Here is a 21,893-nt window from a genome sequence, read left to right as displayed (position 1 = left end):
GTCCAGCACGATGAGATCGACGTCATTGACCCCGCATGTCTTCCGCCGCCGGCTGACCTGGTCGGCCGGTGTCCTGGCCGTCGCCGTGACGGCCGCCACCGTCGTCTCCGCCACGGCCGACGCCGGTGCCGGCCACCGCCCCCGCACGGCGAAGAATGTCATCCTGCTGATCGGTGACGGCATGGGGGATGCGGAGATCACCCTGGCCCGCGACTACACGGTCGGCGCGGGCGGCCGGCTGCACATGGACGGCTTCCCGCAGACCGGTACGTACACCACCTACTCGGTCGACAGCCACGGACGGCCGGACTACGTCACCGACTCCGCCGCGAGCGCCACCGCCTGGTCCACCGGCCACAAGACCGTCAACTACCGCATATCCAAGACACCCGACACCGACCGTCCGATGCCCACCGTCCTCGAACTGGCCCGCCGCCAGGGCCTGGCCACCGGGTCGGTCACCACCGCGGAACTCACCGACGCCACCCCCGCCGCGATGGCCGCGCACGTCGGCGACCGCGACTGCCAGGGGCCGGCCGACATGGAAGGGTGCCCCCGCGACACGATCGGCCGGGGCGGTCTCGGGTCGATCGCCGAACAGTCCGTACGGCTGCGGCCCGACGTCCTGCTCGGCGGTGGCCGGCAGCGCTTCGACCAGAAGATCACCGAGGGGCCTCACCAGGGCCTCACCGTGGCCCAGCAGGCCGAGAAGCTGGGCTACCGCATCGTGAGCGACGCGCGCGGCCTGCGCGCGGCCGGTCCGGAGCGCCCGGTGCTCGGCCTGTTCGCGCCCGGGGCCGTACCCGTGGAGTGGACGGGCCGGCCCGCGGCCCGCGGCGGCACCGAGGCGCAGCGCTGCGTCACCGCCAACCCCCGCCGGCCGGCCGGAACTCCCACGCTGGAGGCGCAGACCCGCAAGGCCGTCGAGCTGCTGGAGGCCAGGGCGCGGGCCGGCCGGGGCTTCTTCCTCCAGGTGGAGGGCGCCTCGATCGACAAGCAGAACCACGAGGCGGACCCCTGCGGCCAGATCGGTGAGACCGCCGCGTTCGACCGCGCCGTCAAGGTGGCCCGCGACTACGCCGAGCGCCACCCCGACACCCTCGTGATCACCACCGCCGACCACGGGCACAGCAGCCAGATCGTGCCGGTCGACGCGGAACCGATGGGCCTGTCGGCCACGCTCGTCACCGACGAGGGCGGCCGGATCAAGGTCGGTTACGCCACGACCACCACGCCCGAGGACGGGCAGGAGCACACCGGCACCCAGGTCCGTATCGCGGCCCAGGGCCCGTTCGCCGAACGGGTCAGGGGCTTCACCGACCAGACCGAGCTGTTCACGACGATCACCCGCGCGCTCGGCCTGCGCTGAGCGCAGCGGCGCATCGGTGCGACGACAGGGCCTGAGGCGCTGGCCGCTGCCCCGGCATCCGGGACAGCGGCCCACGCCGCGCTGACGCCGTCCGTTACCGGACCGCTGTGGAGGGAACCACGGCCGACGGGCCGCCGAGGAACACCGGATGCGTCTCGTCGATCTTCGACCGGATGTCGGCGCGCAGCCGTCCGCCGACCGCCGCCACGGCCCGCTCCAGCGCCGCCTCCGCGGCGGAGTCGTACCCGTACGGCACCACTTCCAGATCCTCCACCAGCGGCCCGAGCAGGTCCGCCGCCTCCAGCACGACGGCGTGGCGGTGCGCCAGGTACTGCTTGCGGCGACGGTGGGCCTTGGGTGCGCGCAGTGCCGCCCGGGCGAGTTCCGCCGCGTCGGCCGCGGTGGCCATCAGGTGCGGTGCGTGCCGCAGTACCAGCGCGGTCAGTGCGCCGCCCGGCCCGTCCTGGCGCAGTGCGGCCCGCAGCGGTTCCCGCAGGTCGGCGCGGGGCAGTACGGCCGTGGCCAGGATGTTCGCCCACTTCGCCGTGGGGCGGGCGGCGAGGACGGCGAGGGCATCCCGGGGGTGGTGCGCGGCCAGGAACAAGGCCGTCTGCTGCGTCCGGTGGACCAGCGTCGTCCAGGCGGCCGGAGCGGCCTCCTCCCGCAACCCCTCGATCAGCGCGTCGAGTTGAGAGACCGCCGCACCGGGGCTCTCGTCGGCCAGGCGCAGCACCGTCTCCCGGGTCCAGGTGTCGGTGCACAGCATGCCCATCGAGAGTGCCAGGGGCAGCGTCTCCAGGGTCTCGTACTGTGCCGAGTCGTCGTAGTGCGTGCGGTACTCCACCAGGGACGCGAAGACGGCCGCCCAGCGTGCGGAGGCGAAGGCGTCCGTCAGGTGGGCGACTTCCTTGACGGGTACGTACGAGAAGTCGTACGAGCCGTCGAACAGCGTCCGCAGCAGCCCCAGGACGAGCCGCATCCTGGGCAGGTCGAAGTGCTCCCGTCCGGTCGGGCGGGCCTCGATGCGCAGGGTCCACGTCCCGGCCGCCAGCAGCCGTTCGGAACGGAACTCCACACCGGGGAACCAGTCGCCGAACCGGGCGAGCAGCACCTCGAAGGCGGCGAGCCGGCCGGTCTCCTCCTCGGTGACGTCCGGCTGCTCGCTCCACTCGGCCTCGATCCTGCCGGGCGTGAACAGCAGGCTCGCCTTGTGCAGCGACAGGGGGACGTCCAGCTCGAAGGAGTCCCTGGTCAGCCGCAGCAGCTTGTTGCCGCCCCGGCAGAACCGGTCCGCTATCGCGTGCAGCCCGGCGACGCCGCTGGGGGCCCGCTCGGCCGGATAGCGTTCCGTCGTCGCCAGCAGCCACTGGTGGAGGGCGTTGTGCAGCCGGTGTGCGTTGGCCGGCGCCGGGGGCGGCGTGGCGGCGTCGGCGGCGCTCTCCAGCAGCCGCCGCCACGAGGCGCCCTCCTCGATGGTGTGGTCCTCGGCGGGCGGCCCGGCCCGCCACTGTTCGATCCACGCCCGGAACACTTCGACGGCCCGCGCCTCGCGGGCCGTGGGGCCGAAGGCCTCGGCCAGCTCCAGCCAGCCCAGCATGACGCCCAGATAGCCCTGGTGGAGCACCGGGCCGGGGCGGTCCACCAGCTTCAGGAGCAGGTCCTTGAGCGCCGCGTCGTAGGTCTCGATCAGATCGCAGCGGACCAGGTTCAGCAGGACCCGGCCGTCCCCCTCCAGCAGCGGACCGCGGGCGAACGCGCGGTAGGCGGCGGCCAGTTCGCGGGCGCGGCGGGGCGCGGCGGCGGGGTCGGCGGCGGACAGGGCCACCCGGCAGCGCTCCAGCGCCAGATGGCGCGCGGCGAAGTCCGGGTCGGCCGCGGCGGTGGCCACCAGGCGGGAGGTCTCGCCGGGTGGCAGGGACGAGCGCCGGGCCAGCCGGCACAGTTCCCCGGCTGCCGCCGGGTCCTCCAGCGGAAGGGCGTCGAGCAGGCGGACGAGAATGTCGTCGCGCTCGTGGTGCGCGTGGATGTCCAGGGCGTCCATGGCGTCGGCCAGGGACTCGACCGCCAGCAGCGGGTCCAGGGCCGCGTCCGCCCCGCCGTCGGCGTCCGCCAGGGCGAGGACCGGCGGCAGGAGGCGCCGCAGGACGGTGTCGGACAGTGCCTCGCGGCTGTCGAGCCGGGCCAGGGCGGCCGCCGGCCGTACGTCCGGCCCGCCGGTGGCCGCCGCCAGGCGCTGCGGGCCCACGAGGCGGGCGCAGCGTGGCAGTACGGCCGCGACGTGGCCGGAGGCACGGGCGGCCACCAGGCCGCGTACGTATCCGGCGGCCTCGTGCGGCACGGCGTCCGGCAACCGCGCCGGATCGGCGCCCAGTCCGAGCGCGGCCGCGGCCGCCTGGGCCACGAAGGCGGGGGAGGCCACCGACCTGCCGTCCCGGTGGTGGCATTCGGGGTCGGGCAGGAAGCTGCGTGCGACCAGGCGTTCGCGCGCCGCGGGGGAGAGGTGGGCCGCGGTCCGCAGTTCCTCGTACCCCGGCATCGCCCCGGGTCCGGGCTGCCGCCCGTCCGCCAGGGCCTCGGCCGCCCGTCCGCAGGACCGCTCGTCGAACAGCAGCCGGCAGCCGGACGGGACGGCGGCGACCCGGCGCGGCACGGTACGGGCCCGGGGCGGGTGGCCGGTGCCGAAGTAACAGCGTTCCGCCCACGGGTCGGCCAGGACGTAGGACGCCGACTCCGGCACGTCCTCCGTCCGGCACCGCAGCACGGCCACGCCGTACTGGCGGAACATCACGGCGGCGTGTTCGGCCGGGCTGCCGCGCTCGACCAGGACGTGCCCGGTGGCGGCCCGCTGCTCAGGGTCCAGCCGCAGGTACTGCGTCCAGGCGTCGTCCAGCCGGGCGGCGGCCAGGAACGCGGTGGCGGCCACCTGCCGCGGGGGGACCAGCAGGTCCACCGGGCGCCCGGTATGGGCGTCCTCCCAGACCGCGCGGTCCTCGTCGGTCAGCACCTGCACCGTCGGCGCCGGGTCGAACGCGACGGCGGGCCGGACCTGGACCAGGTGCGCGGCCCGCACCTGCACGGACCGCAGGACCTCACCGCGCCACAGCGGCGTCCGGCCGTCGCCGGGCAGCCACACGACGCTGTTGTCGGTGCCGTCCAGCCGCTGCGCGGACGCGAAACCGAAACCGAGGGAGAGCTGCCCGACGACACCGCTGCCCTCCTCGCACTCGGTGAGGCTGGTGACGGACACGGTGCCCGCGTCGGTCTCCAGGACCCACTCGCAGTCCAGGCGCGCCATGCCGAAGTGGTCGTGCAGGGCGGCCAGCAGGCGGGCGGTCCGGTCGGTCTCCGGGCGGCCGATCCGCGGGGTCTCGTGCGGCGCGGGCGGCGGCCCGGAGGCGGTGGAGGAGCCGCCTCCATCGATGAGGGGCTGTACGAACGCCGCGATCGGCGCGGGGCGGAAGTCCGGGTCGGCCAGGCGCTGCTGGGCCACGGCGTGTGCGCCGTAACCGCTGAAGACCACGGCCGCGACGACGGTGGGCAGCTCCTCGGGCCCGGCGCAGACCAGGCTGTCGTAGCCGCCCGCGTTGATGTTGTCCTCCTGGTCCTCGGCGCCCGAACTGCGCACGATCCAGGGGGCGGGGCCACAGGCACGGGCGATCTCGTCGGCCAGCCCGGGCCACTGCCGGCGCAGGAATTGCGTGTATCCGGTGACGAGTTGCCCGGCAGTGTCCTGCGAGGACGTTTCGCGGGTGTCCCCGGTGGTGTCCTGCGGGGGCGTCTCGCTGGTTTCTCCGGGAGCGTCCTGCGGAGGCACTCCGCCGGTTTCCCCGCCCGCGTCCCGGACGCTGTTCAGGAATTCCCGGGCCGTCTCGTCCGCCAGCGGGAAAACGGGCAGGGCGACGGAGGCGAACCGGGGATGGGTGGAAAGTTCCAGGAGGCGGGCACATTTGGCGCCGTACGCGCTTTCCGGGTCTGCCGGCCTGGGATTCGACGGTCTGTCCATGGGAATGGTGCTTGCCCTTTCGTGTCCGGGGGTGCGAGCGGCGCGTGCGGTCAGTCGTCCAGGAACCGGTCGACCCACTCCCGGGTCTCCCGCGCGTCGCGCTCGGCCTCGCGCAGCCCGTCCATGACGCTCCAGGCGGCCAGGTAACGGGCCTCCTCGCCGACCGGTCCGGCCGCGGCGAACGGGGCGAGCCGGTCGCAGACACGGCTGAACCGCGCCCGCGCGTCGTCCAGGACGCCGGGGCCGAAGGCCGCGGAGACGGCCTGGTTGTCGCCCCGGTAGAACAGCAGCCCCTCCTCCTCCGTCGCCTTGTAGAAGGCCTTCTTGACCTCGCGGGTGGCGGGCACGAACTGGAAGAAGGTGCCGTTGCCCGCCACTTCCAGGGGCAGTGACGCCGCGGCGAGCGCGGAGCGGGCGTGCTCCACGAAGAGGTCGCCCGTCTCCCGTACGGTGCGCTGCGGCTCGCCGGTGGCCACCCGGGCCAGGGTCCGCTCGGCGGCGGCCAGCACGGTGGGCTCGAAGAAGGAGGTGTACGACACCTCGCGCAGCGGCTTGAGCAGGGTCCGCGACCCGCCGACCGCGGCCGTCGGGAAGCCGTTGGCCACGCCCTTGGCCGTCACCCACACGTCCGCGTCCAGCAGCCCCGCGGTGGACAGGCCGGGACCGTAGCGCAGCCCGACCTTCACCTCGTCGACGATCAGCGGGACCGCCGCCTCGGCGAGCAGCGCGCGGGCCCGCTCGTACCAGCGCGGCGACAGGTGCATGTGGTCGGGGGAGACGACCACGGCGGCCACCCGGTCGCGGTCGTCGCGCAGCAGCCCGGCCAGGACGTCGAGGTCGAAGAAGAAGTCGACGACGCCGTCCGCGTTGGGCTCGAACGGCGCCTTCGCCGGGTACCACATCGGGTCGTAGCCGTGGTAGCCGGAGCTGAGCACCAGGGGGGCGCCGACCGCCTCCCGCACCGCGAGCACCGCCGCGCGCACGGCCGAGGTGCCGGTACGGAAGAGGCCGACGACCTCGCCGCCGCACAGCTCCAGCAGCCGGGAGGTGACCGTGTCCAGCAGCGGGCTCCAGCCGGTGGCGGTGCCCAGCGCCCCGGTGGCCGCGCGGCCGACGGCCTCGGCGACCTCCGGGTCACCGTGGCCCAGCAGGACCGATCCCCGGGTGTTGTCGAAGTCGATCCAGCGTTTTCCCGCATCGTCGGTCACATAGGCGCCCGCAGCCGAGACGAATACGCGAGGATTGCCCTCCGCATTCCGCGGGCAGGTGGGAATTTCGGCCAGGGCCGCAAAATTTTGAGTCATCGTCAGCCTTTTTCTCGATGAACTGTTGAACGTGGATCGACGACGCGTCCACAGTCATTCCCTGTCGGTCGTGGAAAAAGATCGGACCAGGGTCGGACAGGAAACCGGACGGCAGGAGGAAAAACGTGGAAACGGCGAATGCGCGGACGGCAGAGGTGATTTCCGGTGAAAACCCCGGAGCCCATACGGGACAGTCGGGCGAACGATCCGGCGGTGTCGCGACCCCGGGCCGGCCGCCGTCCCCGGCCACGGGAGCACCGGCCGGGCCGCCCCCGCTGCGCCGCGCCGCCGTGGCCTCCGCGGTCCGGCTCGGCAGCGCCGAGGCCCGCTACGCGTGCGCCTGCTCCATCGAGCAGCTCCTCGCCGACACCGCCGCGTGCCCCACCGCGCCCGCGTCCGCCCGCGCCCTGCTGGACGAGGTCAGGCAGGCGTGCCAGGACCTCGCGCGGGCCGTCGCCGCCGGTCCCGGGGGGCGGTTCGCGCCACCGGCGCCCGGACCGGGCTTCCTGGAACGCGCCATGGCACGGACCGCCGCGTACACCGCGGGCCTGTGGCAGGCCGGCGCGGCACGCGGCGACGCGGCGGCCGAGGCGCTGCTGCGGCACGCCACCGACTGGAAGACGCCGGAGTGCTACGCGTACGACCTCGCCGACGTGGCGCTGGTCCACGGCCAGGCCGCCGCGTGGCTGGCGGCCACCGAGGAGCGGACCCCGGTGTTCGTGGTGGGCGTCCGTACGGGTGGCTCCTACCTCGCGCCCCTGTGGGCGGCGGCCGTGGCGGCCGCCGGGCGCACGGCCGCCCCCTGGACCTCGCTGCGCCCGCTGCGCACCGCGGGCCGGATCTCGCTCGTCCCGGCCGAGACCGGCCGGCTGCCCGCCGCCCTGCCGCCGGGCACGGTCGTCGTCGCCGTCGACGACCAGCCGGACACCGGCGGCACCGCACGGGCGGTCCGCGACGCGCTGGCCCGGCGCTACCCCGGGGCGCGCGACATCGTGTGCGCCTCGCCGGGCCGGACGTACGCCGTGGACGCAACCGGGGTACGGCCGCTGACCAGGACCTCCGCCGTACGCGAGGACGCCGGGCGGCTGTGGCAACTGCTCGCCCCCGCCGACGCGGACCGCCTGACGGCCCGTGCCAGAGCCGGGGGAGCGGTTCCCGCCGGCACCACCGCGTACCGGGTGACGCCGTTCCGCGGCCCGTTCCTCGCTGCGTACGGGCCGCGCGCCACGGACACCGACACCTCCCCGGCCGGTGCGAGGCCGACCGGCCAGGTCGACGGCACCGGTCCCGCCACGACCACACCCCCGGAGACCGGGGTGCTCCGCATCAGCCCCCGCAACACCCCCTTCTCGCTCGTCGCGGACGGACCCGCCACCGGAACCCCCGGCGCGCCGGACCCCCGCCCCCGCGCCTATCACTTCCGCTTCGTCGGCACCGGACCGCACGGCGCACAGGGCGCCGAGGCCGTCGAGGCGCTGGGCGAGTTCCTGCCACCCGTCCGCCACCACCTGGACGGCTACCTGGTGACCGGGCACGAGGACGGTCTGCGCCCGCTGGGCGCCGAACTGCCCCGGATGACCGAGAAGCACCGCCGCCAGGCCCTCGAAGCCGTGGCCCGCTACTGGCACGCGCTCGACCACCTCGGCGGCCTGGGACCGGTGGACCCCACCGTCACCTACGCGCCGCGCGAACGGCTCGCCACGGCCCTGGAACGGCTGCGCGCCCGGCTGGCCTGCCCGCTCCCCGTGGACGGTGCCTGGCTCGACCGCCACCTGCCGCGCCGCGCCGCCTTCGGCGGCACCCGCGCCCGGGTCTTCCGCACCTCGCTGCCGTACTCGCACCAGAGCTGGCACTGGCAGGTCGGCGCGCCCCCGGCGCCGGACGCGCCGCCCGTCGTCCGCCGGTTCGGGCTCGACTGGATCTGGGGCGGGACCGGCCCCCTGGAGGCGGAGATCTCCTCCTTCGTCGTCGAACACCGCCTGGCCCCGGCGGACCTGGCCGTACTGCGGACGTCCGTCGGCGACGACCGCGCCTTCGACACCGCCCTGGAACTGGCGGGCGACGCCCTGTGGTGGAACGTCAAGAGCTGGCTGCGCCGCTGCCCCGCACCCGCCGCGGACACCGCCCGCAGGATCGCGGACGACCTCGGCGAACTGGCCCGGTACGTGACCGGGCTGCGCTGACCGGGCCGCCGCGCGGGACGGCCGGTAGCGGCTCATCCGGCCCGGCCGGCCGCGGACGGCGACGGCGCCCACACCCGCTCCACGTGGGTGCCGTCCCCGGGACCGGCCGCCGCACGGGCGTACCCGGTCACCTCCTGGACGCACTCGTCGTCGGTCTGGCAGCCGTAGATGTACATGCCGCGCACCTTGTCCTGGAGGACGGACCCGATGCCGGTGACGGCGTACAGGGACAGCCCCTCCGCGCCCAGCGCCTTCTCCGTGGCGGCGCGCGGATGGTGCGCGGCGTAGGGCAGGTCCTCGTAGTACAGCCGCCGCACGCCGTCACCGGCCGACCGCCGTACGGCCTCGTGCACCAGCCGGTGGTCCACGTGCCCGCCCACGGCCGCCGGGGCGAGCACCAGGGTGGGGCGCAGCTCCGCCACCGCCTCCGCCACAGCCTCGGCGATCCGGTCGCGCAGCGGGTCGGCGGCCGGGTCCGCCGTCAGCTCCGTGTCGTCGTCGTAGCCGCGCAGGCTCGCGTCGTCGAAGCCCAGCGGTACGTACCGCGCCAGGCCGCGTGCCCGGCAGTAACGCCGCTCCTCCTCCGCACGGCGGGCGCTGATCACCCCGGGGCCCGCGGCCCGCAGCCGCTTGGGCAGCGCCCACGCGGACCGGGTGAAGACGGTCAGCAGCAGCCCCGGCGCGGAACCCGCGCACGCGGCCAGCGCACCGCCGCAGGAGTAGGCCACGTCGTCGGGGTGGGGCGAGATCCACAGCGTGGTGTGGTCCCGGAGTTCCTCGATCAGACCGGTCACGGCCTCACACCCCCGACGCCGGTGCGCGGCGCGGTGCGGCGATGAGCGTCGCGTACCGGTGGGCGACCTCGCGCCAGCCGGTCCACGGACGCCGCGCCGGACGGACCGACTCGCCGCGCGCGACGACCGCGTCCATCAGCTCCGCCACCGTCTCCGCCCGCAGCGACGCGAAGTCGGCCAGGGCCCCGCAGTCGCCGAGTGTGGCGACCGGCAGGCCGAGCTGGAGCGCTTCCGCCGCCGCGAAGTTGAACGTCTCGTGGAAGACGGAGGGCAGCACGAACAGCCGCGCCCCCGCGTACACCCGCTTCCACTCGGTGCGGATGTCGTAGGAGTCCAGCACCTCGACCGTGCCGTACGCGGCGTACGGCGCGACCAGTTCGCGCGCGGCCCGCCCCTCCTTCGACCAGGTCGCGAACACCACGCGGACCGGCAGCCCGGCGCCGGTGAGCCGATCCAGGCACACCCGGGCCTGGTCCACGGAGGTCTTGCCGAGCTGGAGCAGCACCGGGCCGAACGGGTCGCGCAGATCCGCCGGCGGCAGATGGTCGACGGCCCACGGAATGTACGTACGGGAGCCGAAACAGCGGGTCCACGGCAGGTCGCGCAGGAACACCTCCCGCGCCGGGCCGTCGGGGAACACTCCCGCCGCCGCGCAGACCCCGCCGGACGGGGCGGCCGCGCCGGGCCTGTGCACCGGGCAGGGCGCCGGGGTGGCCAGGCCGGGCGACAGGCGGCTCACGTCGTGCCAGATGCGCACCACGCGACGCCGCAGCTCCCGCACGTCCGGCCGCTCCTCGTCCGCCGCCGCGCCGGCCCCGTCCCCGGTGCCCGCTCCGCCCGCGAACAACGGGCTCTCCACCAGCGGGAACACCGCGTCCACCCGTTCCCGCACCACCCGCCCGGCCAGCGCGCCGAGGTCGGCGCCCTCCGTGGAGCGGTAGAACTCCGCCTCGACACCGCGCTCCCGCAGCCCTTCGGCCAGGTGCCACAGGGCGGTCTCCACCCCGCCCCAGGTGTCGCAGGTGAATCCCTCGTCGTAGATCTCCAGCAGCGCCCGGAGCGGACCCGGCGGGTCCAGCGGCGCGTCCAGGGCTGCGGCCGGCGGCTCAGACATGGACCGCCTCCAAGGGCAGCAGGCCGAGCCGGGCGCACAGGTCGTCCACGACGAGCCGCCGGTTGCCGCCGGCCAGCAGGTCCAGCGAACAGTCGAAGTACGACTCCAGCCGGTTGACGATGTTGGCGTAGTCGCGGTCGCCCACGTCGAGGTGGCCACGGGCGACGATCGCGTCGGCGTCCTCACCGGTCTCGTCGCTGAGGCACTTGACCACCAGCAGCCGGACGCGGTCCCCGGCCGCGCCGGCGAGCGGGGCGCCCGTCACGCCGTGCGGGCCAGGTGGCTCTTCGAGTTGGCCACCACCAGGGAACTGCATGGCTCCTCCGTTCCGTACAGGGTTCGGTCCACGATGAAGACGCCGGTGTTGCTGACCTTGAAGCGGGCCGAGCGCAGCATCCCGTCGCCGAGGTCCAGCAGTTCCATCAGCAGCGCCTGGATCGTCTCGGCGTGCGAGACGAGCACGAAGCCCGCCGCCGGCGGGCCGGACAGGCACTCGCGCAGGAACTCCCGGGCGCGGGCGCGCTGCGCCGCCCAGCTCTCCACCCCGGCGAACTCCCGCTCCGGGTGCCGCAGCCGCTCCTCCAGCAGGGCGTCCCACTCCCGCACCGCCAGCGGGCGCGGGAACCTGCGCGGCGCCCGCACCTCGGCCAGCCGCGCGTCGCTGACGGCCGTCAGCCCCAGCGCACCGGCCAGCGCCTCCGCGGTGCGCACGGCCCGCCGCAGCGGGCTGGTGCGGAGCCGGTAACCGCCCGGCCCGGCCGGGCCCGGCCAGGACGCGCGGTCCCCGGCCAGGTGCCCGGCCAGCGCCCGCGCCTGTTCCCGCCCGAGCGGCGTGAGGTCCGCGTCGGGGTCGTACCCCGCCATCAGGTCGTCGTCCGCCAGGACGTTGACCTCGGCCTGGGCGTGCCGTACGAGCAGGAACCGCCGGGTGACGGGCGTACCGGTGCCGCCCGTCATACGAGGGGCAGCGGGATGCGGCCCTCGGGCGCCAGCATGCGCGGCCGGGAGCTGTTGAACTCCTGGTTGGCGATGCAGGTGCCGCACGGCCAGTTGTCGAACTCCCGGACGGGGCCGAAGTCGTGGTACAGGTGCTTCGGCACCGAGTAGCAGTCGCACTTGACCATCTGGATCTTGTCGTCGGCCACCGAGTAGTTGTAGCCGTTGGTGATCTGGTCGCAGACCGCGTCGCGCTTGCCCGTCTCGAAGATGTGGTTCCAGCGCCGGAAGTACTCCGGCGGGGCGAGGAACTCCGCCGGGTGCAGGTCCTCGTAGCGCAGGTTGACCTCCAGCGGCTGCCCCTTGAAGGCGAGCAGCGGCATGAAGTGCAGCAGGCCCTTGTAGCCGCGGGCGGACAGCAGGTCGATGAAGGCGTTCACCTCGTCGATGGTCTGGTCGTGGTAGACCGCCTGGAGTTCGGCGTCCAGCTCCACCGCCGTGTCGATGATGCGGTCCACCTGTTCCTGGCTCAGGCCGCGCTTGTCGTTCATCCGGGCGGTGTGGCCGTCGACGGAGAAGACCCACATCAGGTTCTCCCGGCCCGCCAGGCACCGCGGCAGGCGGGTGCCGTTGCTCAGCACCTCGATCTGCCAGCCCTCGGCGGCGCGCTGCTGGAGGTGGTCCAGGATCTTCGGGTAGAGGCAGATCTCACCGTTGGACTCCACCCGGAACAGCACGTTGTCCTGTTCGTACTCGGCGAAGATCCGGTCCAGCGAGGCGTTGGTGGCCGGCTGGTCGACCTTGATCGCCTTGACTTCGCAGTAGGTGCAGCGCAGGTTGCAGGCGCCGTCGATGACGATGTTGCGGTAGGCGCGGACGCGCCGGGTACGCGGCGGCCATTGCACGGTGGTCATGATCGGGGTGTCCTCTCGTACGGTTCACACATGGGCGGCGCGCGGTGCCGCCAGCTCGGAAGCGACGGCCTTGCTGGTGCGCAGGGCGTGGGCCTGGATGGTCAGAGTGGGGTTGAGGCCGCCGGGGTACGGCATGAAGCTGCCGTCGACGACGTAGACGTTGTCCGCCGAGTGCACCCGGCCCCAGCCGTCCACCACCGAACGGGCCGGGTCGTCACCGGCCCGGCAGGTGCCGTGCAGATGGGAGCTGCCCTGCGCGAAACCGGTGGCCTTGCGGCGGATGCCGCCCGCCCCGGCGGCGCGCAGCAGCCGCTCGCAGCGTCCGGTCATGTAGCGCAGCCGGGCCTGGTCGCGCGGGTCGGTGCGGTAGTCGAGGACGACGGCGGGCAGGCCGTCCTCGTCGACGTGGCGGGACAGTCCGACGCGGTTGTCCAGGTTGGGGTGGTCGGACAGGATCGTCTCGATCCGCAGTTCCAGCGCGTCCCGGACGAGCTTGGGCGCCCGGTCCCGCTTGGACTCGTAGATCAGGCCGCCCACTCCCGTGGGGCAGTCCTCGTCCAGGTAGTGGTCCAGGAACGCCACGGTGGAGAACGGGCCCTTGTGGACGTCCGGGTCCGCCAGGACCTCCGGCGCGGCCCGCACGACACCGCTGACGTACTCGCTCAGCTTGACGCACAGGCCCCGCCCCACCATGCCGGAGTGGTTGCCGACACCGGTGGGGGAGTACGTCGTACGGGACCGCAGCAGCAGGGCCGCCGTCTGGATCGCGTTGCACGCCAGGACGAACGCGCGGGCGCGCACCCCCCTCGACTGCCCGCTCACCCGGTCCAGGCAGCGCAGCGCGGAGACCTCCCCGGTGCGGTCCTGCTCCAGGCGCACGGCGCGGACGCCGGTGCGCAGCGTGAAGTTGGGGTGGGCGGCCAGCGGCGCCAGGAAGACCGCGACGACATCACCCTTGGCGCCGGTGGGGCACGCGTGGCTGACGCACAGCGAGACCCGGTCGCATCCGGCGCGGCCCTGGTACGGGTCACGGTTGATGGCCAGCGGCGTGGGGAAGGGCCGGTAGCCCAGCGACTCACCGGCCGTGTACAGCACCCGCGCGGCGGCGGACGGCTCGTGGGCGGGGCCGCGGCTGTGCCGCGCGCCGTTCGCGCCCTCGGCCGGCGGGCCGCCGCACACCCCCAGGCGCCGCTCCAGCACCTCGTAGTAGGGCGCCAGTTCCGCGAGGGTGTACGGCCAGCGCACTTCGGTGGTGCCGGTGTCGATGCGGGTGCCCGGGTCGAAGTCGAAGGGCTGGTAGCGGAACGAGGCACCGCCGTAGAAGACGGTGCCGCCGCCGAGGTTGGAGGTGGTCCACGGCCAGCCCTCGTCGGTCCAGTTGCCCTCGTCGTCGCGGGCGACGGCCTGCCGGCACAGGGTCTCGGCCTCGTCGAGGTCCACGTGCTCGGCGAGCCGGAAGCCCTCCTCGACCATCAGGACGTCGAGCCCCTGACGGACCAGCCGGTCCGCGGCGACGGCCCCGCTCGCCCCGCTGCCGATGACGCAGACGTCCCACACGCGGTCCGCGGCCTCGTCGCCGAAACCGTCGCGGTGCGCGGGCCCCAGGAGTTCCGGGTGCCGGGCGCCGGGATTCGCCAGCGGCGAGGGTCCCCGTAGGTGCTCCATGGCGTGCTTGCCTTTCGGTCGGTGATGGGCGGCGGTCGGTGATCGGCGGCGGTCAGTGGTGCGCGGGGTGGTGGGTGCGCCCGTCGGTCGCGGACAGCCAGCCGCGGTACAGGCCCGCGAACGGCCCGTCGCCCGCCGCCAGTACGGCCGGCGGCCCGTCCTCCACGACCACGCCGTTCTCCAGGACCAGCACCCGGTCGGCGATGGCGGCCGTGGTCAGGCTGTGGGCGATGATCAGGGCGGTGCGGCCGGCCAGCACCCGGTGCAGGGCCGTGTGCACGGCCCGCTCGGTGGGGGCGTCCATGCTGGAGGTGGCCTCGTCGAGGATCAGGACGCGGGGCGCGGCCAGCATCACCCGGGCCAGCGCGACGAGTTGCCGCTGGCCGGCCGACAGACCGGCGCCGCGCTTGTGGACGTCGCTGTCGTACCCCTCCGGCAGCGCGCTGACGAAACCGTGCGCGCCGACGGCCTCGGCCGCCGCGACGATGTCCTCGCGGGTGGCGTCCGGCCGGCCCAGGGCGATGTTGTCCGCCACGGAACCGGAGAAGAGGAACGGTTCCTGGGTGACCATGCAGACGGCGGAGCGCAGTTCGGCGTCGGCCACCTCGCGCAGGTCGGCCCCGTCCAGGGTGATCCGGCCGCCCGTCGGGTCGTACAGCCGCGCCAGCAGCTTGGCCAGCGTCGACTTGCCCGCCCCGGTCGTGCCGACCAGGGCCACGGTCTCCGCGGGCGCGAGGTCCAGGTCCAGCCCGGCCAGTACGTGCGGGGAGGCGGCGCCGTAGCGGAAGCGCACGTCCTCGAAGCGGACGCGGCCGGGGGCGGACACCGTGGGCAGCGGCCTGGGGTCGGCGGGCTCGGGCAGCGCGTCGGGCGCGTGGAAGAGGACGCCGATCCGCTCCAGTCCGGCCGAGGCGGCGGAGAACGCGTTGGCGAACGAGGCGAGTTCGTCGATCGGGTCGTACAGCCGGTGCACGTAGAGCAGGAACGCGGTCAGCGCGCCCGCTTCGAGATGGCCGCTCGCGATACGGAACGCGCCGAGGGCCAGCAGCAGGGCCAGCGAGAGGTTGCCGATCAGCTTGACGCCGCCGCTGAAGCAGGCACTGACCCGTCCCGAGGCGGCCCGCGCCGTGGCGTAGGCGGCGTCCGTCTCCCGCAGCCGCGCGGTGTTCTCGTCCTCCTTGCGGAACGCCTGCACGGCGCGGATGCCGTTGTACGTCTCGCCGGTGTGCTGCACGATCCGCTCGGTGGCGCCCCGGGTGCGCCGGTAGGCGCGGCGCGAGCGGTCCCGGAACCAGCGGGTGAGCAGGTACAGCGGGACGAACAGGGCGAGCACGACGGCGGCCATCGGCAGGTCGAGCCAGAGCATCACGGCCACCGTCCCGACCATCGAGAACAGGGCGGAGAACAGGCCGTCCAGGCCCATCTCCAGCACCTCCTCGACCGACTCCACGTCGCTGGAGAGCCGGGCGACGACGCTGCCCGAGGGCGCGGACTCGTGGTAGGACAGCGGCAGCCGCACGGCGTGCGCGAAGGTGCGGCAGCGCAGCCGGAACAGCAGGGTCTGCGCGATGTTCCCGGAGTAGCGCAGGAAGCCGTACCGCAGGGTGGCGGTGGCCGTCCCGGCCGTCAGCGCGAGAGCCGCGTAGGCGGTCAGCGGACCCCAGCGGCCGTCCGCCGCCGCGGGCACGCCCCGGTCGATGGCGGCGGCGATCAGCAGCGGGGTGACGAGCGCGCAGACGTTCTCCAGCAGCGCCAGGGCGACGGCGCGGGTCAGCCGGCGTCGCTCGGGCGCGAGCAGGGTGCGCAGCAACTGGTTGCGGCGCTCCCGCAGCCGCCGGTCGTCCGGCCTGCCGTCGGCCTCGTCCGCCGCGCGGTCCACGTCCGGCCCGGGGGCGCCCGACAGCGGGGCGGCCGGGTCGTTCTCCTGCCGGTCCTCGGGCATCAGGCGCGTACCTTCCGTGCGGGGTCCGGGGACGGCGGGCCCTGCGGCCCGTCCGGCACCAGGTCGTTGACCGGGGACCGCAGCAGGTGGCGGTAGCGCCGGTCGGTGGCCATGAGTTCGTCGTGGGTGCCGGTCGCGGCCACCCGCCCGTCGGCGATCAGCGCGACCCGGTCCGCCGCGCGCAGGGTGGCCGGACGGTGGGCGACGAGGACGGTGGTGACGTTCGCCATCACGGTGCGCAACGCCGCCTCCACCTCCCGCTCGGTGTGCACGTCGAGCGCGGACAGCGCGTTGTCCAGGACCAGGACGGCGGGGCGGGGCAGTACGGCGCGGGCGAGCGCCAGCCGCTGCCGCTGCCCGCCGGACAGGCCCACCCCCTCCTCGCCGACCCGGGTGGCGAGCTGGTCGGGCAGGGCCGCGACGAAGTCGGCGGCGTGCGCCAGCCGCAGTGCCTCCCAGATCCGGGCGTCGTCGCGCTCCTCGGGGGGCAGGCCGAGGGCGACGTTGTCCCGTACGGTCCCCGAGAACAGCACGGGATCGTCGAACGCGCAGGTCACCACCGAACGCAGCGCGTCCAGGGAGAGATCGCGCAGATCGGTGCCGTCCAGCGTGATCCGGCCGTGGGTGGGGTCGTCCAGCCGGGACAGCAGCGAGACGAGGGTGGACTTGCCCGAGCCGGTGGCACCGACGAGGGCGAGGGTGGTGCCGGGGCGCACCGTGAGGTCGATGCCGCGCAGTACCGCTTCGCCGGCGTCCGGCAGCCGGTAGTGCACGTCCTCGACGCGCAGCTCGCCGCGCACCGGACTCGCCAGCGGGCGGGGGGCGGCCGGTTCGCGCACGGCGAGCGGGACGTCCCGTAGCTGCCAGTAGCGGTCGGCGGCGGACGCCGCGGTGCTGGCGTCGGCGATCAGCCAGCCCAGTGTGTCGGCGGGCCAGCGCAGGTAGGTGGCGACGGTGATCGCCGCCATCAGGGTGCCCAGGGTCAGACTGCCGGTGGCGGTGCCGTAGCCGCCGAATCCCATCAGGGCGACGATGCCCACCTCGGGCAGGGCGGTGATCAGCCACCACAGGGCGGCGGTCAGGGAGATCTTGCGCAGTTCGGTACGGCGCAGCGCGCGGGCCTGCGCGGTGTAGCGGCGTACGGTCTCCGGGCCGCGGCCGAACGCCTTCAGCACGCGGATGCCCAGCACCGACTCCTCCACGGTGGTGGTGAGATCACCGCTCTGGTCCTGCGCGGAGCGGGCCGCCACGTGGAAGCGCTTCTCGAAGAGGATGGTGGCGAGCACCATCGGCAGATACGTCACCAGCACGATCAGCGCGAGGAACGGCGACAGGTATGCCAGCACGGCCAGGCCCGCCACCAACGCCGCCGTGTTGACCAGCAGATACACCGCGGAGAACGCGAAGAACCGGCCCAGCTCGGCGATGTCGGAAACCGTTCGGGACAGCAACTGCCCCGAACTCCAACGGGTGTGGAACGAGGAGGGCAGCCGCTGCACATGGCGGAACAGGTCCGCCCGCAGCGTCGTCTCCAGCCGTGTCGACGGCCGGACGACCAGCAGCCGGCGGGCCCCCAGCAGTACGGCCTCCAGGCACCCCAGCACCGTGAAGCCGATGAGGGTCCACGGCAGCGCCGCCATGTCCTTGTGCGCGACGGGACCGTCCACCAGCCGCTGGAGGACCAGCGGCATGGACAGCCCGGCGAGCATCGAGCCGAGGGCGGCGGCGCAGGCCCCCGCCATCAGCCAGCGGTGCGGCCGGAGATGGCGGGCACAGCGCCACAGCGACCCGGTACGGGCGGGCGGGGCGCTCATCGCGCGCTTCCCGCGGCACGCAGCGCATGGGCGTAGTGCTCCAGCGCCCGGTCGGTGGCCGACCCGCTGCCGTACGCCGTACGCAGCCGCTCCCGGGCACCGGTCACCCGCCCCCGGGGGCCCGCGGGCTCCTCCACGACGCCGCGTACGGCGTCGGTGAGGGCGGCCACGTCCCCGCGCGGCACCAGGAGACCCGGCGTGACCGTGCCCACGGTCTCCCGCAGCCCGCCCACCGAGTAACCGGCGACCGGCGTGCCGCACATCATGGCCTCGATGGCGCTGCCGCCCAGCTCCTCGTGGGCCGACGGCATGACCAGCACGTCCAGCGCGGTCATCACCGCCGGGATGTCGGCGTGCGGCAGGAAGCCGGTGAAGCGGAACCGGTCGGTCAGCCCCGCGTCGGCGACGGCCTTGCCCATCCGCTCGCGCTGCGGCCCGTCCCCGACCACCAGGAACACCGCGGGCGGTGTCCCCGGCAGCGACTGCCAACGGCGGGCCAGGGCGACGAAGTCCCGCCACCCCTTCTCGTGCGCCACCCGCCCCACGTAACCGACCAGGGCGGTCCCGTCCGCGATCTCCAGCGAACGCCGCAGCCCGGCCACCTCCCCGGCGGGCCGGGGCGACAGGTCGCCTACCGAGTCGGGCACGATGTCGATGGACGCGGGGTCCATCGACAGGGCCCGGGCGACGACACCCGCGGTACGGGAGGTCAGGGCGGACACCCGGGCCGCGCGCCGCACCGCGTGACTTTCGACGGCGCGCACCAGCCGGTGCTGGAAGTGGTCGACCCGGGACATCGGCTCGTAGACCGACAGCCGTGAACAGTGCAGCGTCAGGCAGTACGGCACACCCATCACCCGGGCCGCCAGCGGCCCGGCCAGCAGTGCCCACAACTGCCCGTCGGCATGCACATGGATCAGGTCGGGACGCCACCGCCGGCGCAGCCGCACACAGGCGGCCAACGCCCCGGCCAGCCATGCCTGGTTGAGGCCGACGAGCCCGGTGAGCTGCGACCGGATCGGGGGCAGCGGCGCGCGGGTCACCCGCACCACCAGCCCCGGCCGGTCCAGACGCCGCTTCGGCAGGCCGGGGAAGCCGACGGTCAGCACCTGCTGCTCGACGCCGCGCGCCGCCAGCTCACGCGACAGCCGCAGGATCTGCACCTGCATCCCGCCGACGGCGTCGTACTCGGCGGGCCAGCTCTCGACCTGGTCGTGGTGGAAGAACGGGGTCAGCCGCAGCACACGCACTAGAACTCCACACGGGACGGAACGGACGGCGGGAACAGGGACGGGGGCGTTGGCCTGCCGCAGGTCAAGCCGGGGCGGGGGACAGGCGCTCCGCGCCGGCCGACTGCCCGGCGGGTGCCGCCAGCGCGTCGACGGCGCGGCCCAGCAGCTCCAGCGGCACGGGCACCAGCGGCAGCGGGCCGCTGCGCAGCACCTGGCCGGGAGCGGACAGCAGCACCATCGGGGTGGAGGCGGGCGGGCAGGGCAGATAGCCGCGCTTGTTGTCGTAGGTCAGCCAGTTCTTGACGTCCGCCGGGTCCACCAGTGCCGGGACGGACCCCTCCAGTCCTGCCTTGGCGACCAGTTCGCGGTGCAGACCGACCAGGTCGCCGGAGGCGTGCCCGAGCAGCCGGGACACCTCGGCGGCCACGATCATCCCGATGGCCACCCCCGCGCCGTGCGCGACCTCGCCCCGCGCGGCGTGCTCGATGGCGTGCCCGGTGGTGTGCCCGTACTCCAGCACCAGACCGTCCCGGCGCTCGTGCTTGTCCGCACCGGTCACCTGCGCCTTGGCGGCCACGCTCTCCTCGATGATCCACCGCATCGCGCCGTCCTCGTAGTGCGCGTCCGGCCGCAGCTCCGCGGAGAGCCGCTCGATCATCGACGGGCGGATGGCCAGCGCGTTCTTGACCACCTCGCCCATGCCCGACCGCAGTTCCCGCGCCGGGAGCGTGCGCAGCATCGCCGTGTCGGCGAGCACCTCGGCCGGCTGGTAGAAGGTGCCGACGAGGTTCTTGCCGAAACTCGCGTTGACCGCCTGCTTCAGCGACAGCACCGAGTCCAGCATCGCCACCACGGTGGTGGGCACGTGCACCAGGGTGATGCCGCGGAACAGCAGGGAGGCCAGCAGCCCGGCGATGTTGCCGGTGATGCCGCCGCCCAGCGCCACCACGACGCTGCGCCGGTCGGCGCCCTCGGCCAGGGCCTGCTCGGCGAGGTCGCCGACGGTGCCGATGCGCTTGTGGACCTCGCCCGCCGGGTGGGTCAGCAGGACGGCGGGACCGGCGTCCTTCTCCAGCCGGGCGACCAGGTCGCGTCCGTAGAGCGCGGCCACCGTGGTGTCGCACACCACGAGGTAGCGGCTGGCCGCGCGGGCGCCGAGGCGCGCGACGATCTCCTCGGCGCACTCGGTACCGAGCCGGTAGGGAAAGCTGGTGTCTTCCATGGTGATGGCCGTGACGTGCATGGTCTCCCCGATTTCGTGGGCGGGTCGCGGGACGGTTGCTCGGGCGGGCCGGCTGCGGCCCGCCGCCTTCAGCCGGTCAGCAGGGCGCCGTGCCGCACGACCTTGCCGAAGGCCGTCGCGATGTCATGCATGTCGTTCTCGTCCCCGAGCAGGGCGGCGTGGTGCACGGTGACGGTGCGCCGGGCCGCTTCCTCGCACACGGGCAGCTCGAAGCGCTTGGGATCGATACGGCTCTCGTGCTGGACACCCAGCGCGAAGCGGCCACGGCTCCTGGGGTCGTACAGGCGGTTGCGGGTGATCGGCGCGTAGCACGGGGCGACGGGGAAGCCGAGTTCGGCGGTGAGCGCCTCGGCGACGGCCGCCGCGTCCACGTGGGTCAGCTCGCCCTCGGGCAGCCGGGCGGCATAGGTGTAGTACGTACGGGTACTGGTGCCCTCGGACGTCGTCTGCGGCCGGTAACCGGCGTCGGCCAGCAGCTTGTCCAGGAGCGCGGCGTTGCGCCGCCGCCGCTCGTTCTGCTCGTCCAGCACCCCGAGCTGCTCGACGAGCAGTGCCGCCTGGAACTCCGACACACACCGGTTCGAACCCATCAGTTCACCGGTCTCCACCAGCTCCATCCGCCCGTCGCCGACGGGCTGCCCGGCCAGGCAGCGCCCGTCGGCGCGCAGGTGCTCCACCCGGCGCGCGAACTCCGCGTCCCGGGTGATGACGGCGCCGCCCTCACCGCTGGTGAGCACCTTGCTGTGCTGCATGCTGAAGGTCCCGGCGGTGGCCAGCGCGCCGACCTTGACGCCGCGGTACTCCGCGCCGTGCGCCTGCGCGCAGTCCTCCAGCAGCGGCAGCCCGTGCCGGTCGGCCAGGGTGCGCAGCGCGTCCATGGCGGCGACCGCCGAGTACAGGTGGACGACGACGATCGCCTTGGTGCGTTCGGTCAGCGCGCTCTCCACGGCGGCGGGGTCCAGGCACAGCGTGTCGGGGTCCACGTCGCAGAAGACCGGGACCGCGTTGATGCCGAGCACGGTCGAACCGGACGCCACCCAGGACAGCCCGGGGACGATGACCTCGTCGCCGGCGCCGATGCCGCACGCCTCCATGGCGAGCATCAGGCTGGCGGTGCCGCTGGCCGCGGGTACGCAGTGCTCGACCCCGTTGTACGCGGCGAACGCCTGCGCGAAGCGCCGCTCCTGGGACGCGGCGCCCCGGTAGGGGCCGCTGATCGACCAGCGGCCGGAGGTGAGCACCCCCTCCAGCGCCCGGACCGCGCCGGGAGCCGGCTGCGGCCACAGGGGCCAGGGGCGGGTACGTACCGGACTGCCGCCTTGCACGGCCAGGGACCGGGTCATCTGATCGTCCTTCCTGAGCACGGGGCTGGGGGAGTGG

15 protein-coding genes are annotated in these 21,893 nt (G+C 74.3%); 2 read left to right on the top strand and 13 right to left on the bottom strand.

What is annotated here, in order from left to right:
- Window positions 1-10 precede the first annotated feature (10 nt).
- The gene (locus AB0A97_RS37505) at window positions 11-1,369 is read left to right on the top strand and encodes an alkaline phosphatase (protein ID WP_361159219.1); all 1,359 of its coding nucleotides are present in this window, start codon (window positions 11-13) and stop codon (window positions 1,367-1,369) included.
- A 94-nt stretch (window positions 1,370-1,463) separates the two neighbouring features.
- Here AB0A97_RS37505 and AB0A97_RS37500 read toward each other — a convergent pair whose 3' ends face one another.
- Both AB0A97_RS37500 and AB0A97_RS37495 read right to left on the bottom strand, forming a co-directional pair.
- Window positions 1,464-5,372, bottom strand: a complete 3,909-nt coding sequence (locus AB0A97_RS37500) for a hypothetical protein (RefSeq protein ID WP_361159217.1) — start codon at window positions 5,370-5,372, stop codon at window positions 1,464-1,466.
- A gap of 50 nt (window positions 5,373-5,422) precedes the next feature.
- Complete coding sequence (locus AB0A97_RS37495) at window positions 5,423-6,676, bottom strand: aminotransferase class III-fold pyridoxal phosphate-dependent enzyme (RefSeq protein ID WP_361159214.1); 1,254 nt, start codon at window positions 6,674-6,676, stop codon at window positions 5,423-5,425.
- A 125-nt stretch (window positions 6,677-6,801) separates the two neighbouring features.
- Here AB0A97_RS37495 and AB0A97_RS37490 point away from each other — a divergent pair, with 125 nt between their 5' ends.
- Window positions 6,802-8,859 carry a hypothetical protein gene (locus AB0A97_RS37490; protein WP_361159211.1) on the top strand — a complete coding sequence of 686 codons (2,058 nt, stop codon included), beginning with the start codon at window positions 6,802-6,804 and terminating at the stop codon, window positions 8,857-8,859.
- A gap of 32 nt (window positions 8,860-8,891) precedes the next feature.
- Here AB0A97_RS37490 and AB0A97_RS37485 read toward each other — a convergent pair whose 3' ends face one another.
- The 11 genes from AB0A97_RS37485 to AB0A97_RS37435 form a co-directional block, all read right to left on the bottom strand.
- Window positions 8,892-9,653 carry a PIG-L family deacetylase gene (locus AB0A97_RS37485; protein WP_361159208.1) on the bottom strand — a complete coding sequence of 254 codons (762 nt, stop codon included), beginning with the start codon at window positions 9,651-9,653 and terminating at the stop codon, window positions 8,892-8,894.
- Between the two features lie 4 nt (window positions 9,654-9,657).
- Complete coding sequence (locus tag AB0A97_RS37480; RefSeq protein WP_361159205.1) at window positions 9,658-10,767, bottom strand: hypothetical protein; 1,110 nt, start codon at window positions 10,765-10,767, stop codon at window positions 9,658-9,660.
- Window positions 10,760-11,032 (bottom strand): DUF6137 domain-containing protein, encoded by a 273-nt coding sequence (locus tag AB0A97_RS37475; protein ID WP_361159203.1) that lies wholly within the window; start codon window positions 11,030-11,032, stop codon window positions 10,760-10,762. The genes AB0A97_RS37480 and AB0A97_RS37475 overlap by 8 nt, the downstream gene beginning before the upstream one ends.
- Window positions 11,029-11,724, bottom strand: a complete 696-nt coding sequence (locus AB0A97_RS37470) for a histidine phosphatase family protein (protein WP_361159201.1) — start codon at window positions 11,722-11,724, stop codon at window positions 11,029-11,031. The genes AB0A97_RS37475 and AB0A97_RS37470 overlap by 4 nt, the downstream gene beginning before the upstream one ends.
- Complete coding sequence (locus AB0A97_RS37465) at window positions 11,721-12,617, bottom strand: radical SAM protein (protein ID WP_361159198.1); 897 nt, start codon at window positions 12,615-12,617, stop codon at window positions 11,721-11,723. Before AB0A97_RS37465 ends, AB0A97_RS37470 begins: the two co-directional genes overlap by 4 nt.
- Before the next feature lie 24 nt (window positions 12,618-12,641).
- On the bottom strand, window positions 12,642-14,282 hold the full coding sequence (locus tag AB0A97_RS37460) for a GMC family oxidoreductase (RefSeq protein ID WP_361159195.1): 1,641 nt from the start codon (window positions 14,280-14,282) through the stop codon (window positions 12,642-12,644).
- A 52-nt stretch (window positions 14,283-14,334) separates the two neighbouring features.
- Window positions 14,335-16,224, bottom strand: coding sequence for an ABC transporter ATP-binding protein (locus AB0A97_RS37455; protein ID WP_361159192.1), 1,890 nt, complete (start codon window positions 16,222-16,224; stop codon window positions 14,335-14,337).
- The gene (locus tag AB0A97_RS37450; RefSeq protein ID WP_361159189.1) at window positions 16,224-18,038 is read right to left on the bottom strand and encodes an ABC transporter ATP-binding protein; all 1,815 of its coding nucleotides are present in this window, start codon (window positions 18,036-18,038) and stop codon (window positions 16,224-16,226) included. The genes AB0A97_RS37455 and AB0A97_RS37450 overlap by 1 nt, the downstream gene beginning before the upstream one ends.
- The gene (locus tag AB0A97_RS37445; RefSeq protein ID WP_361159187.1) at window positions 18,035-19,282 is read right to left on the bottom strand and encodes a glycosyltransferase family 4 protein; all 1,248 of its coding nucleotides are present in this window, start codon (window positions 19,280-19,282) and stop codon (window positions 18,035-18,037) included. The genes AB0A97_RS37450 and AB0A97_RS37445 overlap by 4 nt, the downstream gene beginning before the upstream one ends.
- Before the next feature lie 70 nt (window positions 19,283-19,352).
- Window positions 19,353-20,513, bottom strand: a complete 1,161-nt coding sequence (locus tag AB0A97_RS37440; RefSeq protein WP_361159184.1) for a 2-deoxy-scyllo-inosose synthase — start codon at window positions 20,511-20,513, stop codon at window positions 19,353-19,355.
- A gap of 68 nt (window positions 20,514-20,581) precedes the next feature.
- Window positions 20,582-21,856 carry a DegT/DnrJ/EryC1/StrS family aminotransferase gene (locus AB0A97_RS37435; RefSeq protein ID WP_361159182.1) on the bottom strand — a complete coding sequence of 425 codons (1,275 nt, stop codon included), beginning with the start codon at window positions 21,854-21,856 and terminating at the stop codon, window positions 20,582-20,584.
- Window positions 21,857-21,893 lie beyond the last annotated feature (37 nt).

It is taken from the genome of Streptomyces sp. NPDC045470, assembly GCF_040646595.1.
Lineage (GTDB): Bacteria > Actinomycetota > Actinomycetes > Streptomycetales > Streptomycetaceae > Streptomyces.
The sequence above is the reverse complement of the archived record's forward strand: the minus strand, read 5'-3'. Positions and strand labels throughout refer to the sequence as shown.

Excerpts from the sequence above, each read along its gene's own strand:
- AB0A97_RS37505 (WP_361159219.1), top strand. The coding sequence starts at position 11 with ATGAGATCGACGTCATTGACCCCGCATGTCTTCCGCCGCCGGCTGACC.
- AB0A97_RS37500 (WP_361159217.1), bottom strand. The coding sequence starts at position 5,372 with ATGGACAGACCGTCGAATCCCAGGCCGGCAGACCCGGAAAGCGCGTAC.
- AB0A97_RS37495 (WP_361159214.1), bottom strand. The coding sequence starts at position 6,676 with ATGACTCAAAATTTTGCGGCCCTGGCCGAAATTCCCACCTGCCCGCGG.
- AB0A97_RS37480 (WP_361159205.1), bottom strand. The coding sequence starts at position 10,767 with ATGTCTGAGCCGCCGGCCGCAGCCCTGGACGCGCCGCTGGACCCGCCG.
- AB0A97_RS37470 (WP_361159201.1), bottom strand. The coding sequence starts at position 11,724 with ATGACGGGCGGCACCGGTACGCCCGTCACCCGGCGGTTCCTGCTCGTA.
- AB0A97_RS37465 (WP_361159198.1), bottom strand. The coding sequence starts at position 12,617 with ATGACCACCGTGCAATGGCCGCCGCGTACCCGGCGCGTCCGCGCCTAC.
- AB0A97_RS37460 (WP_361159195.1), bottom strand. The coding sequence starts at position 14,282 with ATGGAGCACCTACGGGGACCCTCGCCGCTGGCGAATCCCGGCGCCCGG.
- AB0A97_RS37455 (WP_361159192.1), bottom strand. The coding sequence starts at position 16,224 with ATGCCCGAGGACCGGCAGGAGAACGACCCGGCCGCCCCGCTGTCGGGC.
- AB0A97_RS37450 (WP_361159189.1), bottom strand. The coding sequence starts at position 18,038 with ATGAGCGCCCCGCCCGCCCGTACCGGGTCGCTGTGGCGCTGTGCCCGC.
- AB0A97_RS37440 (WP_361159184.1), bottom strand. The coding sequence starts at position 20,513 with ATGCACGTCACGGCCATCACCATGGAAGACACCAGCTTTCCCTACCGG.
- AB0A97_RS37435 (WP_361159182.1), bottom strand. The coding sequence starts at position 21,856 with ATGACCCGGTCCCTGGCCGTGCAAGGCGGCAGTCCGGTACGTACCCGC.